We start from the raw sequence: 14,164 nt of genomic DNA, 5'->3' as shown, positions 1-14,164 counted from the left end.
GGCAAAGGCCGGCGGGTAGCCCTGCGCCAGCAGATGCTCATGGGTTGATTCACAGCCACCGACTAGCGCCAGCAACAGCGCTGCCCACCCGTACCGCCACATTTTCGTCTCCCAGGCTTCCTCTGCGTGAAGTCTAGAAGGGCGTTTGTCAGCAAGCCGTGAAAGCCGGGTGATCAACCCATTTATCCGTGGCCGCTGGTGCAGGCTGCGACAAGGCTCGCAGCACCTTCCAGGGCCCTTGAGAGCGGCCTCTGGCTGCCTTTAGTAGTGATACCACTTGAGTTCGAGCATGACCTCGTTGACCGGAGTCGCCAGTTGGCTGAACTCCCGCTGTGCGCTCAGGCGCAGGCCCAGGTTGCGCGACAGCTCCCACTGCTGGTTGAGGCTCAGGCTGCGGCGTACCTCGCCATTGGTGAAGTAGTCGCCCTTGGCCTCAAGGCTGAAGTTGCCCAGCGGGTTTTTCCACAGCAGCCCGGAGTTGAAGCCCGCTGCCGGGGCGATGAAACCGGCGAAGTCGGCGTTGTGCTCGACCCGCACCGTGCCCAGGACAAAGCCCAGGGTGTCCTCGCCCAACTGCCAGGTGCCGCCGGCCCCGCCGTTGACGTGGCTGACCAGGGTCTCGTCGTCGTGTTTGCCCGGTACTCGCTCCAGGCCGCCGGTGACCTGCCAGGACCAGGGTTGCAGCAGGTCGTTGCGTGGGGTCAGGGAACGGATGGTCGCCAGGTCCAACTGTTGCAACTGCCAGTGGTTGCCTTCGTACTGGCGCAGCTTCATCTGCAGGATCTCGATCTGCGCCCCCAGGGGGAAGCCTTCGGCGTTGTCGTTGAGGTCGTGATAGGCCATGCGCAGGCCGTACTCGGCGAAGGCCTTGTCGTCCCGGGTGCCGACTCCCAGCTGCCAGGTGCGCGACTGGTGGCCGTCTTCCGGCAGGCCGGGGCGCTGGATCTGCAGCTCCGGTGCCGGGTTCTGGTTGATTGCCCGCAGCAGTTCGAAACTGCGTTGCGAGCGCTGCGCATCTCGTTCCAGGCCGTTGGCCCGGTAGCGTTCAAGACGGTAGGCGGCATCCACGATCAAGGCCTGGCGATCCCGGGGCAGAGCCTTCAGCTCAGGGGCCTGCAATTGCTTCTGGTCAGCGCTGACCTTGAGCACCCATTGCTGTTCTTCCGGGTCCAGGGGCTGGGCGCGGCTCAGCAGCTCCCGCTCCCGGGACGGGCGATAGTCGATGCGTTCCACCAGCCCGGCGTCCTTGACTGCCTTGACCGTATCGGTAGGGATCGCCGTCAGCGGGAACTGTTCGGTCAGGCGCAGGCTGGGGCGCGCCACTTGCAGCAGTTCCAGGAGCCGGTAGGAGCAGTTTTCATCGAAGAAGAAGTAGTCGAACTTGATCTGCTTGAGTTCCCAGACATGCTCCACCATGCGTTCGGTTTCGGCCTGGGTCAGGTTCAGGCGGTATTCCCACAGGTCGCGGTTTTCCAGGCTGCGGTATTCCGAGAGCTTCTCCTGGTAGGGCACCAGAGCGAACAGCCCCGGATAGCCGCCCATCAGGCCTTTCCAGGCGTAGAGAATGCTGTTGTCCGAGCCCTCGATATAGGCCCCGAAGTTGATTGCGTAGCTGAGCAGCGCGGTGTTGTTGCTCTGTACGTCCGCCTGATCGATGCGCAGGAGGGTGTGGCCGAACATCGACGAGGGGCTGTTCAGGTAGGCCGCGGGAAAGATCATCACCGTGCTGTGGGGCGAGACATCCTTGAACCATTGCTTGAACTCGGCGCACTCCACCGCAGGCAAGTCATTCAGGCCCAGTTGCGCCTTGAGCCAGCGGGTGCGGGACGGGTAGACGCACTGGGCATGCTGGTCACCCGCATCGGCGGGGGCGTAGAGGGCGTTCAGAGTCGCGGCCAGCTCAGCGTCGGGATGATGGGCACCGTCGGCAGCGAGGAAGAATTTCGGGTCGCTGACATAACTGCGCCAGCCGCCGAGCTTGGCAGTTTCGTAGTGACCTATGGATATCCAGAAGGGGTCATTGGCCAGTTGCTGCAAACGTTGAGGGTCGATGTGAGGCGCGGCATACAGCGGGGCGCAGACACAGAGCGCCAGGTAGGCAAGGCGTTTGAGCATGTTGGGCAACTTAAGTCGGAAATACAAAGACCCAAGGTGGGCAAGGTCCGGAAAATAAAACCCGCTCCTCGCGAGGAGCGGGTGGGGCGAGCTTAAGCTGGGGTTGCGTACTTGGCCAGGCGCGCGTCGTTTTTCAACACGGCCAGGGTATTGGTGTGCACATCTTCCGCGGTCACGTCAGCCTTGCTGAAGATCTGTTGGAAGTGCTCGTGGGTAACCGCGGCAAAGTGCGCGCGATCCTCAGGGGCTACACCGAGTACCACGGCGTAGGTGGTCAGGGCTTCGCCTTGACCCTTGGCCATGTCTTCGGAGAGCTCGTTCATCATGCCGTTCATGGCGAACCAGGACTTGCCGCCATAGGTCAGCGAGGCATTGGTCGAGCAGCCGTTGGTACCGGAGGTCATGCCGAAAGTGGCGTTGCCTGAAGTGCCGTTGGTGGTGGATGCGAGGAAGTGCGCCGGAGTGCCGCGCTGGCCTTCGAACAGCATGTTGCCCCAGCCGCAATCCGGGCCGCCTGGCGCCTGGGCCATGGCGTTGAGGGATACAGCGGTGAAAAGAGTACCGAGAAGAATCCGTTTCATAGCGTTGTTCTCTTTGTGTGCATACCAATGGACAGGGAGACTGGCCCGTGTGGGCGCCAGTGGGCCGGTTATCTATCCAGCCGCGCAGTTTGGAGTTTAGGCAGGTTCCTCAGGTTCCGTAACTATTTACAAAACAATACCTGAAACAGCTGGTTTTACTTGGTGCGGGTCGTGGCCTGCGGCTTGTCTATGCTTTCCCCTGAGGCGCGCCTTGCCAGCCGGGCATACCCGGCGCCAGAATGCCGCCATCTGCCCCGCCTGATGTAAGGAAGCCCGATGCCTGATCCTGTTGCTGCCAGCCTGCGTCTTGCGCCTGAAGCGCTGACCCGTCCTTTCTCTGCTGAACAGTTCAGCTTCTCCACAACCAATGATCTGGAGCCCTTCCGCGGTGTGCTAGGCCAGGAACGTGCGGTCGAAGCCTTGCAGTTTGGCGTGGCCATGCCGCGCCCCGGCTACAACGTCTTTGTCATGGGCGAGCCGGGCACCGGCCGCTTCTCTTTCGTCAAACGCTATCTGAAGGCCGAAGGCAAGCGCCTGCAGACCCCGTCGGACTGGGTCTATGTCAACAACTTCGACGAGCCCCGGGAACCCCGGGCACTGGAGCTGCCAGCGGGGGCCGCGGGCAGTTTCATCAGCGACATCAACGGCCTGATCGATAACCTGCTGGCCACCTTTCCGGCGGTCTTCGAGCACCCTTCGTACCAGCAGAAGAAGAGCGCCATCGATCGCGCCTTCAACCAGCGCTATGACCGCGCCCTGGATGTGATCGAGCGCCTGGCCCTGGAAAAGGACGTGGCGCTGTACCGCGACAGCAGCAACATCGCCTTTACCCCGATGTTCGAAGGCAAGGCCCTGGACGAGGCTGAGTTTGCCCAGTTGCCCGAGGCCGATCGAGAACGCTTCCACGAGGACATTTCCGCCCTGGAGGAGCGCCTCAACGAAGAACTGGCGAGCCTGCCGCAATGGAAGCGCGAGTCGAGCAACCAGTTGCGCCAGCTCAATGAAGAAACCATCACCCTGGCCCTGCAGCCCTTGCTCGCGCCGCTGTCCGAGAAGTACGCGGAAAACGCCGCGGTCTGCGGTTACCTGCAGGCCATGCAGGTCTATCTGTTGAAGACCGTGGTCGAACAACTGGTGGACGACAGCAAGACCGACGCCGTGGCGCGCAAGCTGCTGGAAGAACAGTACTGCCCGAGCCTGGTGGTCGGTCACCCGGCCAGCGGTGGTGCCCCGGTGGTATTCGAGCCTCATCCGACCTACGACAACCTGTTCGGGCGCATCGAGTACAGCACCGACCAGGGGGCGCTCTACACCACCTACCGGCAGTTGCGCCCTGGCGCCTTGCACCGGGCCAATGGCGGTTTCCTGATTCTGGAAGCCGAGAAGATGCTCAGCGAACCCTTTGTCTGGGACGCGCTCAAGCGTGCCCTGCAATCGCGCAAGCTGAAGATGGAGTCGCCACTGGGCGAGATGGGCCGCCTGGCCACTGTGACCCTGACGCCGCAGGTGATTCCGCTGCAGGTCAAGGTCATCATCATTGGCGCCCGCCAGTTGTATTACACGCTGCAGGACCTGGATCCGGACTTCCAGGAGATGTTCCGGGTACTGGTGGATTTCGACGAAGACATTCCGATGGTGGATGAAAGCCTGGAGCAGTTCGCCCAGTTGCTGAAAACCCGCACCTCGGAAGAGGGCATGGCGCCACTGACCGCCGACGCCGTGGCGCGGCTGGCCACCTACAGTGCGCGCCTGGCGGAGCATCAGGGACGCTTGTCGGCGCGTATCGGTGATCTGTTCCAATTGGTCAGCGAAGCCGATTTCATCCGGCACCTGGCTTCGGATGAAATGACCGACGCCGGGCATATCGAGCGCGCGCTGAAGGCCAAGGCCACGCGTACCGGGCGGGTGTCGGCGCGGATTCTCGACGACATGCTGGCGGGCATCATCCTCATCGACACCGATGGTGCCGCGGTAGGCAAGTGCAACGGCCTGACGGTGCTGGAGGTCGGGGACTCGGCCTTTGGCGTGCCGGCGCGGATCTCGGCCACGGTCTACCCCGGCGGCAGCGGTATCGTCGACATCGAGCGCGAGGTCAATCTCGGCCAGCCGATCCACTCCAAGGGGGTGATGATCCTCACGGGTTACCTGGGCAGCCGTTACGCCCAGGAGTTCCCCCTGGCGATTTCCGCGAGCATCGCCCTGGAGCAGTCCTATGGCTATGTGGACGGTGACAGTGCTTCGCTGGGCGAGGCCTGCACGCTGATTTCGGCGCTCTCCAAAACCCCGCTCAAGCAGTGCTTCGCCATTACCGGCTCGATCAACCAGTTTGGTGAGGTGCAGGCGGTCGGCGGGGTCAACGAGAAGATCGAGGGCTTCTTCCGTCTGTGCGAGGCCCGTGGCCTGACCGGGGAGCAGGGGGCGATCATTCCCCAGGCCAACGTCGCCACACTGATGCTCGACGAGAAGGTCTTGCAGGCGGTGCGAGCCGGGCAGTTCCATGTGTATGCGGTGCGCCAGGCCGATGAGGCCCTGAGCCTCCTGGTGGGCGAGCCGGCTGGCGAGCCGGATGCCGAAGGGCAGTTCCCCGAGGGCAGCGTCAATGCGCGTGTGGTGGAGCGGCTGCGGGTGATTGCCGAGATGATCAGCGAAGACGACCTGAAGGAGGCCGAGAAGGAACAGGCCCAGGAGGCGTTGGCCGATACCAAGCCGGCGTGATGCTGTTCGATGGCGAGGGGAGTATTCCCTCGCCATCGGCGCCAGGCCGCTGACGCCAATTTTTCAAAATAGACCATTCGGCGCCTGTTGGATCGGTCAACTTTGTTTATCAGGCTTTTCTTCTATTCTCAGGGCAAGGAGAACGACAGTCGTCGCTGGATCGAAACAGCCTTGCGTTGAAGGCTGAATAGTGGATCTACCGAGGGTCGCCGCCATGTCGCGCAACCTTTGCCTTACTCGCCAATGCCTTGGCCTGGTTACCCGTATCGAATGCATTGTTCGCCCTTTGGCGGGGGACAACGGTATGTGGACCCTTCTCTTCGCCGCCGGAATGGCCGGTGAACAACCCTCGGCGATCAAGTCCCAGGGGCCGTTCTGCGGACCTGTGGTGGCCGAATCGATCCTCGATTCGATCGTTGAAAGCCTGACTACCCACGGTTACCAACTGGCCGACGATCCGCAGATATGGTGCCTGCATCTGCAGGCCCAACTGCGGCAGATCAACGGTGAGCGGGGGCGTCACGCCGGGGATTTCCAGTTCCATCCCGAACACTGATGGCTAGGGTGGTGTCGACTCGGCTTTGTCGAGTTTGACCTCGAAGCCGTATTCGACGGCATTGAGTTCGCTGCGCTCGTAGCTTTCCAGTTGGCTGGGCTGGCCGTAGAAGTAATGCACGTCGAACAGCGCGGGCCCGTTGTTCGAGGCGCCGTGGCTGACGGCAAGGATCTCCTTCAGGTACTGGCCACTGTCGTCCTTGGCATAGAAGCGCCAGGCATCCGCGGGAAAGAGCTTCTGGTCGACTATCAGGGCATTGCCCTTGAGATCCAGGCCCTTGGGCAGTTGCTGGGCACTGATGGTCTTTTTCTCGATGTTGGCGAGAAACAGCGGGATAGAGCCGACGGCATAGGCCGGGGTTTCCGGGAACAGGTTCAGGTCATAGGTGATGACGCCATGCATGGGGTCGATTTCAAAGGCCTCGTCCGGCAGTTCGATCGGTTCGCCACGCTGGCCCTTGTCGTCCTGAGTGAAGAAGGTCAGCGGGGTGTCGCCGGCATTGAACTCCGAGCCCAGCAGTTCGTCGTTGAAGGTCCGCGGATGGCTGAACTCAATGCGTGCTGCACTGGCATCTTCCACCGATTGGCTGATGGTCACGGACTTTTTCAATGAATCCTCATCAAGCTCCGCGCCCTTGAGGTAGCTGGCGGCCTGATCGTCATAGACCACCACCGGCATCGGCAGTGGCTGGATGTTCTTGTCGGTGGTGAGCCGATCGAAGCGGTGTACCGGCAGGTCGAGGTCCTTGCGGGTCACGCTGGCCTGAGCGAAGTCGAGTACGGCGACCTCCAGCTTGTCGATCTGGCCGTTGAAATACACCTTGGCGTAATGCTGGGTGTGCTGCTGGTCGAAGGCTTTCTGCTCATCCTCCAGTTGCTTCTCGAAGGCCTCGCTCCAGCTCTTCTGCTTCTGCATCTCGGCCAGTTGCTGGCGGTAAAAGGCGACCTGCTGGGCGCTCTCATTGATCGAGCCCGACCGAGAGAGGATTTGCCCGCTGCTGTCCCGAGCCTGCGCCAGCAAGGGGTTGAGGGAGGCGTCGTCGGCTTCCTCAGGCAGGGCGGCGTTATTGCTCAGTTCGATCTCGGCGACATTCTTTTCCAGCGCCAGCAAGGTCAGGCTGATGTTGCCGTCCTGGCGTGGCTTGCCGATGTCGGCCCGGGTCAGTTCGAAGGTCAGGGTGCGGCCGGGAGCTATCACTTCCAGCTTGCCCTGCAGCGAGACCGGCTGCGGCTGGTTCTTGTTGTCCACTTCCAGGCCCTCGATGAAGGGATAGGTCACGGTCAGGTCATCCGGGTTGGTCAGGTTGGAACTGGACGGGCTGAGTTGAATCCCCGGGTCGGTTTCCGACCATTCGGGCTGAAAGGGGATGACCTTCTTGTTGCTCAGGGTGACGGACTGCCACTCCAGGCCATGGGGAAAGGGGAACTGCGCGGGCATGTTGAAGCTGAAGGGGAACACCGGCTGCAGGTCGGTCAGGTAGTCCGAGCTGGAGGGCTTGCGCAGCACGAACAGGCCATTGACGTAGGTGTCCACCAGCGCCTGGGCCGTGGGGTAGTGCTTGAGCAGGGCCAGGCTGTCGTCACCGTATTCGGTTTCGATCGGCTTGCTGTCGAGCTTGATCTGCGCACGCTCGAGCAGCAGCAGTGAGCCGCCGAGGTCGGCGATGGCGTCCTTGAGCTTGGGGTCCTGGATGGCGTCCAGGGATTTTTCAAACTGTGCGGTCCTCTCTTCGAGGCTGGCCTGCTTCTTTTCGTCGCTGGGTGAACAGCCGCCGCTGATCAGCAGCGCCAGACCAAGGCCGAAGCTGGCCAAAGGCAATCGCAAATCCATTTTCCAGTCTTCCTGTCCAGTGTCGGTGGGCGGTGGCAATGGCTTCGACACTAGCAGAAAAAACGTTTGGAAAAACCCGTGGGGCAGGGGATTGTCTGTGGTTTATGGGCTTTTGGCGCGCTGATATACTCGCCGCCGTTTTTACACCGGGTACGAGATTCAATGGAACGTTTTATCGAAAATGCAATGTATGCCTCACGCTGGCTGCTGGCGCCGATCTACTTCGGATTGTCCCTGGGCCTGCTGGCACTGGCATTGAAGTTTTTCCAGGAAGTCTTCCACGTTATTCCCAATGTGTTCTCCATGGCCGAGTCCGACCTGATCCTGGTGCTGCTGTCGCTGATCGACATGGCGCTGGTGGGTGGCCTGCTGGTGATGGTGATGATTTCCGGCTACGAAAATTTCGTGTCGCAGCTGGACATCGATGAGGACAAGGAAAAGCTCAGCTGGCTGGGCAAGATGGATTCTTCGTCGCTGAAGATGAAAGTGGCGGCGTCCATCGTCGCGATCTCCTCGATCCACCTGCTGCGGGTGTTCATGGACGCCAAGAACACCCCCACCGAGTACCTGCTGTGGTACGTGGTGATCCACATGACCTTCGTGATCTCGGCATTTGCCATGGGGTACCTGGACAAGCTGACCAAGCACTGACCGCCCCCTGCCCACCGGACACCAGCCGCCCGGCCGTTGTGAAACGGACGGGCGGCGTTGTTTGTGGCTTGTGCTTTTTCCGGGCGGGGCATATGCCTGTAGGGGTCATGGCTTTCAATTGCACGAGGTGCGCTCATGAACCTGCAGGAAATGAATGCCTACGCCATTGCCGGAAAAGTCGATGAGTTGAACCTGATTTCGCTGGAAGGCGGAATCTACCTGCTTGAGGCGCGCATGCACGGGGCTGCATACCCGTTGAGCGATGCCCATGGGCAGATGTTTCATCTGCGTTCGGTGGAGCATGCCCGTGAAGTGCTGCAGTCGTTTCCCAAGCTGCCGTTCAACCTGATCCACACCTCGGTGCATGACGAGATGTGCGGGTTGTCTGCCAGCGCCGAGGAAAGCCTCAAGGTGCCGATCACCCTGCACTCCGGCTGGTAGCGCCGGGGTTGCGCTGATTGTCGCCGGACTTCTGTGCTAGTCTGCTCGCCCTTTTGGTTCCGGGCGCTCCGGAAGGTGCTGTGTTTCCACGGCCTTTCCCGAGCCGTCCGCACAGCGGAGCAGTGTCATGTCCGAAGTAAATCTGTCCACCGACGAAACCCGCGTCAGCTACGGCATTGGCCGTCAGCTGGGCGACCAACTGCGTGACAACCCGCCACCGGGCGTGAGCCTGGATGCAATCCTGGCCGGTCTGACCGACGCTTTCGCCGGTAAGCCAAGCCGTGTGGGTCAGGAAGAAATGTCTGCCAGCTTCAAAGTCATCCGCGAAATCATGCAGGCTGAAGCCGCTGCCAAGGCTGAAGCGGCTGCCGGTGCCGGTCTGGCATTCCTGGCGGAAAACGCCAAGCGTGAAGGCATCACCACCCTGGCTTCCGGCCTGCAGTTCGAAGTGCTGACCCAGGGCGAAGGCGCCAAGCCATCCCGTGAAGACAGCGTTCGCACTCACTACCACGGCACCCTGATCGACGGCACTGTGTTCGACAGCTCCTACGAGCGCGGCCAGCCTGCCGAATTCCCGGTTGGCGGCGTGATCGCTGGCTGGACCGAAGCGCTGCAACTGATGAACGCCGGTAGCAAATGGCGTCTGTACGTGCCGAGCGAACTGGCTTACGGCGCACAAGGCGTGGGCAGCATCCCGCCGCACAGCGTCCTGGTGTTCGACGTCGAGCTGCTGGACGTTCTGTAACCCCTGTAGGAGCCAGCTTGCTGGCGATGAAGGCTGCGCACTCGCGGTCTGCTCATCGCCGGCAAGCTTGCCCCTTGATCGGCTTAGGTTTCATAGACGGATTTTTGCGCTCAGGCTTTGACCATCGGTACCGGTCGGCCGCAAGGCTCTGGCGTAGCAGAACAAAAACAGGTTGCGCACCAATTCCTTGAGTACCAGCGGTTCGCTGGAGCTCAGGCCGTTCAGGTCCAGATCTCCCTGGTCCTGCAGCTCGTTCAGGGCTTCCTCTTCCAGTACCGCACAGACTTCCCCGGTTTCCCGATGCAGGATTCGCAGGTAAGGGTGTGGGCGGTCCAGCCAGGCATCAATCAAATAAGTCATGGTCGTCATCTCCTTGAATGGGGTTCAATGAGAATAATTCTTATTCAATGAATAGCAAGTGCCTATTGGCGGTTTCTGCTTTTTTCTGTGCAGAAATTGTTTTCGATCAAATCGACTGGCTTTCTGCTAGCAAGGTTGCGGGTTGACCGAGCGGGGAGGGGCGTAGGGGGGGACCCTCTCGCGGCGGGCGCGAGAGGGGGGGATTCAGACCTTGCGGACGAACTCGGACTTGAGTTTCATCGGGCCGATACCGTCGATCTTGCAGTCGATGTCATGGTCGCCATCGCACAGGCGGATGTTCTTGACCTTGGTGCCGACCTTGACCACCAGCGAGGTGCCCTTGACCTTGAGGTCCTTTATCACGGTAATGGTGTCGCCGTCTTGCAGCACGTTGCCCACCGAATCTTTCTTCACGGCTTCATCGGATACGGCTTCGGCTTCACCGCTGGCGGACCACTCGTGGGCACACTCAGGGCAGATCAGCTGGGTGCCGTCCTCGTAGGTGTATTCGGAATTGCATTTTGGGCAGGGTGGCAAAGTGCTCACTTAAGCTCCTCAAAGTCAGGATGGCTAAAAAGCGCACATTGTATAGGGTTTTGTGGGCGAGAGGGGGCGAAGGGGGGCAGGGCAACGAGCCGGCTCCTGTGATGAGCAGGAGCCGGGCTGTTTAGTGGGTGCGGGCGACGGCGAATTCGCTCAGTTCCACCAGGGCATCGCGGTACTCGCTCGGTGGCAGGGCTTCCAGGCAAGTGATGGCGCGCGCGACGTAATCGCGGGCCAGTTGTGCGGTGTAGTCCAGGGAGCCCGAGGCCTCGACGGCGGCACGGATGCTTTCCAGATCTTCGATGCCGCCTTTCTGGATCGCCTGGCGAACCAGGGCTGCCTGCTCCGGTGTGCCTTCGCGCATGGTGTAGATCAGCGGCAGCGTCGGCTTGCCTTCTGCCAGATCGTCACCGACGTTCTTGCCCAGGGTCTCGGCATCGCCGCGGTAGTCCAGCAGGTCGTCCACCAGTTGGAAGGCCACGCCCAGATGGTCGCCAAAGGTGCGCAGGGCCTCGGCCTGTTCCTCGGTGGCGCCGGCCAGTGCGGCGGCGCTGTGGGTCGAGGCTTCGAAGAGCATCGCGGTCTTGCCGCGGATGACTTCCATGTAGGTTTCTTCGGTGGTGCTGGCGTCACGCACCTTGGAGAGCTGCAGGACTTCGCCTTCAGCGATGATCCGGGTGGCCTGGGACAGGATGCGCATGACCGGCATCGAGCCGAGCTCGACCATCATTTCGAACGAGCGCGAGTACAGGAAGTCGCCCACCAGTACGCTGGGAGCGTTGCCCCACATGGCGTTGGCGGTTGAGCGGCCACGGCGCATGCCGGACATGTCGACCACGTCGTCATGCAGCAGAGTGGCGGTGTGCAGGAATTCGATGGTAGCGGCCAGCAGGCGCAGGTCGTCGCCTTCGCGGCCCAGGGCCTTGCCGCACAGCAGCACCAATAAAGGACGCAGGCGCTTGCCTCCGGCCGAGGTGATGTAATCGCCGATTTTGGAAACCAGCGGAACTCGGGAGGTCAGCTGTTTCTTGATGATGCCGTCGACGGCGCTAAAATCGTCCGCCACCGCGCGGTAGAAAGCTTGGGGTTGCATCAGCGACAGGTGCTCCAGAAGGGTTGCGCGGCATGCTAGGACCCACGTCCGCGGGTGTCAAGGCGCGGTCCCGCAAGGCTAAAGCCCCGACGGGCTGTAATTTGTCAGGGTAAAACACTGGGGTATAGTCGCGTGCTGCCATTAAACCCTGGTTTCAGGGGGTTAGGTCCCCGGCGCCAGGGCTGGCAGCGTTGTCCGACGTGGCCTGAACGGCACTTGCAAGGCCATTGAGCCTTGCGTACAATCGCGCACCCTGAACTTCCTGGGCAGCACCTGCCTTACGCAATTGCACTTGGGCCGTTCCAGCCCCATGCAGCCATGCCAGCCAATACCTCTTCTTATAAAGAGCTGGGTGAGCAGGATTATCGGAGAAATACCATGTACGCAGTAATCGTTACCGGCGGTAAGCAATACAAGGTCGCTGAAGGTGAATACCTGAAGATCGAAAAACTGGAAGTCGCTACTGGCGAATCCGTGACTTTTGACCGCGTTCTGTTGGTCGCCAACGGCGACGACGTGAACATCGGCGCACCTGTTGTTGCTGGCGCAACCGTCAAGGCTGAAGTGATCTCCCAAGGTCGTCACGATAAAGTCCGCATCATCAAGTTCCGTCGCCGTAAGCACCACATGAAGCGTATGGGCCACCGCCAGTGGTTCACCGAGATCAAAATCACCGGTATTCAGGCTTAATTTCAGCCTAATTCCTCACTAGGAGAATTGAACTCATGGCACACAAAAAAGCTGGTGGTAGTACCCGTAACGGTCGCGACTCAGAAGCCAAACGCCTTGGCGTGAAGATGTATGGCGGCCAGGTCATCAAGGCCGGCAACATCATCGTGCGTCAGCGCGGCACCCAATTCCACGCTGGCTACGGCGTTGGCATGGGTAAAGATCACACCCTGTTCGCGAAAATCGAAGGCGTGATCAAGTTTGAAGTAAAAGGCGCCTTCGGTCGTCGTTACGTGAGCGTCGTCGCAGCTTAATTGCGCGATCGCTGGAAAAGCCCTGTCTCGCGACGGGGCTTTTTCGTTTGTGGGATGAGTCTCTTGCAAAACTGTTTGTACGAGCTGCCAGCGTTGGATGTTTCGGTCGTTGATTGAGGTCGCTGCGCTCATTTTTGCAAGAGTCTTATGTCTTAGTGCTTTTCAGCTCGCCCGTGTGGCGAGAGGCGTTTGAACATGAAGTTTGTTGATGAAGTATCGATTCGAGTAAAGGCTGGCGACGGCGGCAATGGTTGCATGAGTTTCCGTCGGGAAAAGTTCATCGAGAACGGTGGTCCCAACGGTGGTGATGGTGGTGATGGCGGCTCGATCTACATGGTCGCCGACGAAAACCTCAATACCCTGGTGGACTACCGCTACACCCGGCACTTCGATGCCGAGCGCGGCTCCAACGGCGGCAGTACCGACTGTACCGGCAAGAAGGGTGAGGATCTGGAGCTGCGGGTTCCGGTCGGTACCACGATCATTGATGCGGGCACTCAGGAAGTCATTGGCGACCTGACCAAGGCTGGCCAGCGGTTGATGGTGGTGCAGGGCGGCTGGCACGGTTTGGGCAACACCCGTTTCAAGTCCAGTACCAACCGTGCGCCGCGCCAGACCACTCCGGGCAAGCCGGGTGAGCAGCGTGATCTCAAGCTGGAGCTGAAGGTGTTGGCGGACGTGGGTCTGCTGGGCTTGCCGAATGCGGGCAAAAGTACCTTTATCCGCTCGGTGTCCGCGGCCAAGCCGAAGGTGGCCGATTACCCGTTCACCACCCTGGTGCCGAACCTGGGTGTGGTCAGCGTCGATCGCTGGAAGAGCTTCGTGATCGCCGACATTCCGGGTCTGATCGAGGGTGCTTCCGATGGTGCCGGCCTGGGGATTCGCTTCCTCAAGCACCTGGCGCGTACGCGCATCCTGCTGCACCTGGTGGACATGGCGCCGCTGGATGAAAGCAGTCCGGCGGATGCGGCGGAGGTGATTGTCAATGAGTTGATGAAGTTCAGCCCGTCCCTGGCCGAGCGCGAGCGCTGGCTGGTGCTGAACAAGTCCGATCAGATCCTCGAGGAAGAGCGTGAAGAGCGGGTCAAGGAAATCGTTGATCGCCTGGAGTGGACGGGGCCGGTATACGTGATCTCGGCCATCTCCAAGGATGGTACCGAGCGCCTGAGCCGCGACATCATGCGTTACCTGGAGGATCGTGCCGATCGCCTGGCAGCCGACCCTGCCTATGCCGACGAGTTGGCTGAGCTGGATCAGCGCATCGAAGACGAGGCGCGTGCCCAGTTGCAAGCCCTCGACGATCAGCGTGCTCTGCGCCGCAGTGGCGTGAAGAGCGTCCATGACATCGGTGATGATGACTGGGACGAAGAAGACGTTGACGATGAAGATGGTCCGGAAATCATTTACGTCCGCGACTGATTCGGCAGGAGCGGGCTTGCCCCGCGAAGACGGTTTATCTGGCAGGGTGCGGTGTTATCATCGCAGCCAAGCCAGCTTCCAAGGCGCCGCTCATTTGAGCGGCGTTTTGGTGTCTGCAGGATACAAATACGA

14 protein-coding genes are annotated in these 14,164 nt (G+C 60.8%); 8 read left to right on the top strand and 6 right to left on the bottom strand.

Annotated features, from left to right (window positions below):
• Positions 1-261 precede the first annotated feature (261 nt).
• Together F6S12_RS12690 and F6S12_RS12685 are read right to left on the bottom strand one after the other, a co-directional pair.
• Complete coding sequence (locus F6S12_RS12690; protein WP_026020072.1) at positions 262-2,115, bottom strand: DUF4105 domain-containing protein; 1,854 nt, start codon at positions 2,113-2,115, stop codon at positions 262-264.
• 92 nt (positions 2,116-2,207) lie between these two features.
• Positions 2,208-2,696: a DUF3015 domain-containing protein gene (locus F6S12_RS12685; RefSeq protein ID WP_011063564.1), complete on the bottom strand. Its 489-nt coding sequence runs from the start codon at positions 2,694-2,696 to the stop codon at positions 2,208-2,210.
• Positions 2,697-2,972: 276 nt separating this feature from the next.
• Between F6S12_RS12685 and F6S12_RS12680 the strand changes: the two genes are divergently transcribed.
• The gene (locus F6S12_RS12680) at positions 2,973-5,411 is read left to right on the top strand and encodes a Lon protease family protein (protein ID WP_015637098.1); all 2,439 of its coding nucleotides are present in this window, start codon (positions 2,973-2,975) and stop codon (positions 5,409-5,411) included.
• 214 nt (positions 5,412-5,625) lie between these two features.
• The gene (locus tag F6S12_RS12675) at positions 5,626-5,967 is read left to right on the top strand and encodes a hypothetical protein (RefSeq protein WP_015637097.1); all 342 of its coding nucleotides are present in this window, start codon (positions 5,626-5,628) and stop codon (positions 5,965-5,967) included.
• 3 nt (positions 5,968-5,970) lie between these two features.
• Here F6S12_RS12675 and F6S12_RS12670 read toward each other — a convergent pair whose 3' ends face one another.
• Positions 5,971-7,797, bottom strand: a complete 1,827-nt coding sequence (locus F6S12_RS12670; RefSeq protein ID WP_161466723.1) for a hypothetical protein — start codon at positions 7,795-7,797, stop codon at positions 5,971-5,973.
• A 162-nt stretch (positions 7,798-7,959) separates the two neighbouring features.
• On the opposite strand from F6S12_RS12670, the gene F6S12_RS12665 reads away from it, so the two are divergent.
• The 3 genes from F6S12_RS12665 (at position 7,960) to F6S12_RS12655 (ending at position 9,634) form a co-directional block, all read left to right on the top strand.
• Entirely contained in the window at positions 7,960-8,448 is a 489-nt protein-coding gene (locus F6S12_RS12665; protein ID WP_015637095.1) for a TIGR00645 family protein, read from the top strand.
• Positions 8,449-8,583: 135 nt separating this feature from the next.
• The gene (locus tag F6S12_RS12660; RefSeq protein WP_011063559.1) at positions 8,584-8,889 is read left to right on the top strand and encodes a DUF6482 family protein; all 306 of its coding nucleotides are present in this window, start codon (positions 8,584-8,586) and stop codon (positions 8,887-8,889) included.
• Between the two features lie 127 nt (positions 8,890-9,016).
• Positions 9,017-9,634 (top strand): FKBP-type peptidyl-prolyl cis-trans isomerase, encoded by a 618-nt coding sequence (locus tag F6S12_RS12655; protein WP_007924751.1) that lies wholly within the window; start codon positions 9,017-9,019, stop codon positions 9,632-9,634.
• Between the two features lie 90 nt (positions 9,635-9,724).
• Here F6S12_RS12655 and F6S12_RS12650 read toward each other — a convergent pair whose 3' ends face one another.
• The 3 genes from F6S12_RS12650 to F6S12_RS12640 all read right to left on the bottom strand — a co-directional run bounded on the left by F6S12_RS12650 (position 9,725) and on the right by F6S12_RS12640 (position 11,630).
• Positions 9,725-9,994 (bottom strand): hypothetical protein, encoded by a 270-nt coding sequence (locus F6S12_RS12650; protein WP_015637094.1) that lies wholly within the window; start codon positions 9,992-9,994, stop codon positions 9,725-9,727.
• 204 nt (positions 9,995-10,198) lie between these two features.
• The gene (locus F6S12_RS12645; RefSeq protein ID WP_011063557.1) at positions 10,199-10,540 is read right to left on the bottom strand and encodes a zinc ribbon domain-containing protein YjdM; all 342 of its coding nucleotides are present in this window, start codon (positions 10,538-10,540) and stop codon (positions 10,199-10,201) included.
• A 121-nt stretch (positions 10,541-10,661) separates the two neighbouring features.
• Positions 10,662-11,630, bottom strand: a complete 969-nt coding sequence (locus tag F6S12_RS12640; protein ID WP_011063556.1) for a polyprenyl synthetase family protein — start codon at positions 11,628-11,630, stop codon at positions 10,662-10,664.
• A gap of 378 nt (positions 11,631-12,008) precedes the next feature.
• Here F6S12_RS12640 and rplU point away from each other — a divergent pair, with 378 nt between their 5' ends.
• The 3 genes from rplU to cgtA all read left to right on the top strand — a co-directional run bounded on the left by rplU (position 12,009) and on the right by cgtA (position 14,032).
• Positions 12,009-12,320: a 50S ribosomal protein L21 gene (gene rplU / locus F6S12_RS12635; protein ID WP_003228361.1), complete on the top strand. Its 312-nt coding sequence runs from the start codon at positions 12,009-12,011 to the stop codon at positions 12,318-12,320.
• A 35-nt stretch (positions 12,321-12,355) separates the two neighbouring features.
• On the top strand, positions 12,356-12,613 hold the full coding sequence (gene rpmA / locus F6S12_RS12630) for a 50S ribosomal protein L27 (RefSeq protein WP_003228360.1): 258 nt from the start codon (positions 12,356-12,358) through the stop codon (positions 12,611-12,613).
• A gap of 195 nt (positions 12,614-12,808) precedes the next feature.
• Positions 12,809-14,032: an Obg family GTPase CgtA gene (cgtA, locus tag F6S12_RS12625; protein WP_011063554.1), complete on the top strand. Its 1,224-nt coding sequence runs from the start codon at positions 12,809-12,811 to the stop codon at positions 14,030-14,032.
• Positions 14,033-14,164 lie beyond the last annotated feature (132 nt).

The sequence above is a fragment of the Pseudomonas sp. JV245A genome (assembly GCF_032424515.1).
Taxonomy (GTDB): domain Bacteria; phylum Pseudomonadota; class Gammaproteobacteria; order Pseudomonadales; family Pseudomonadaceae; genus Aquipseudomonas; species Aquipseudomonas protegens.
Note: the sequence above shows the minus strand (reverse complement) of the source record. Positions and strands in the feature narration are given on the sequence as shown.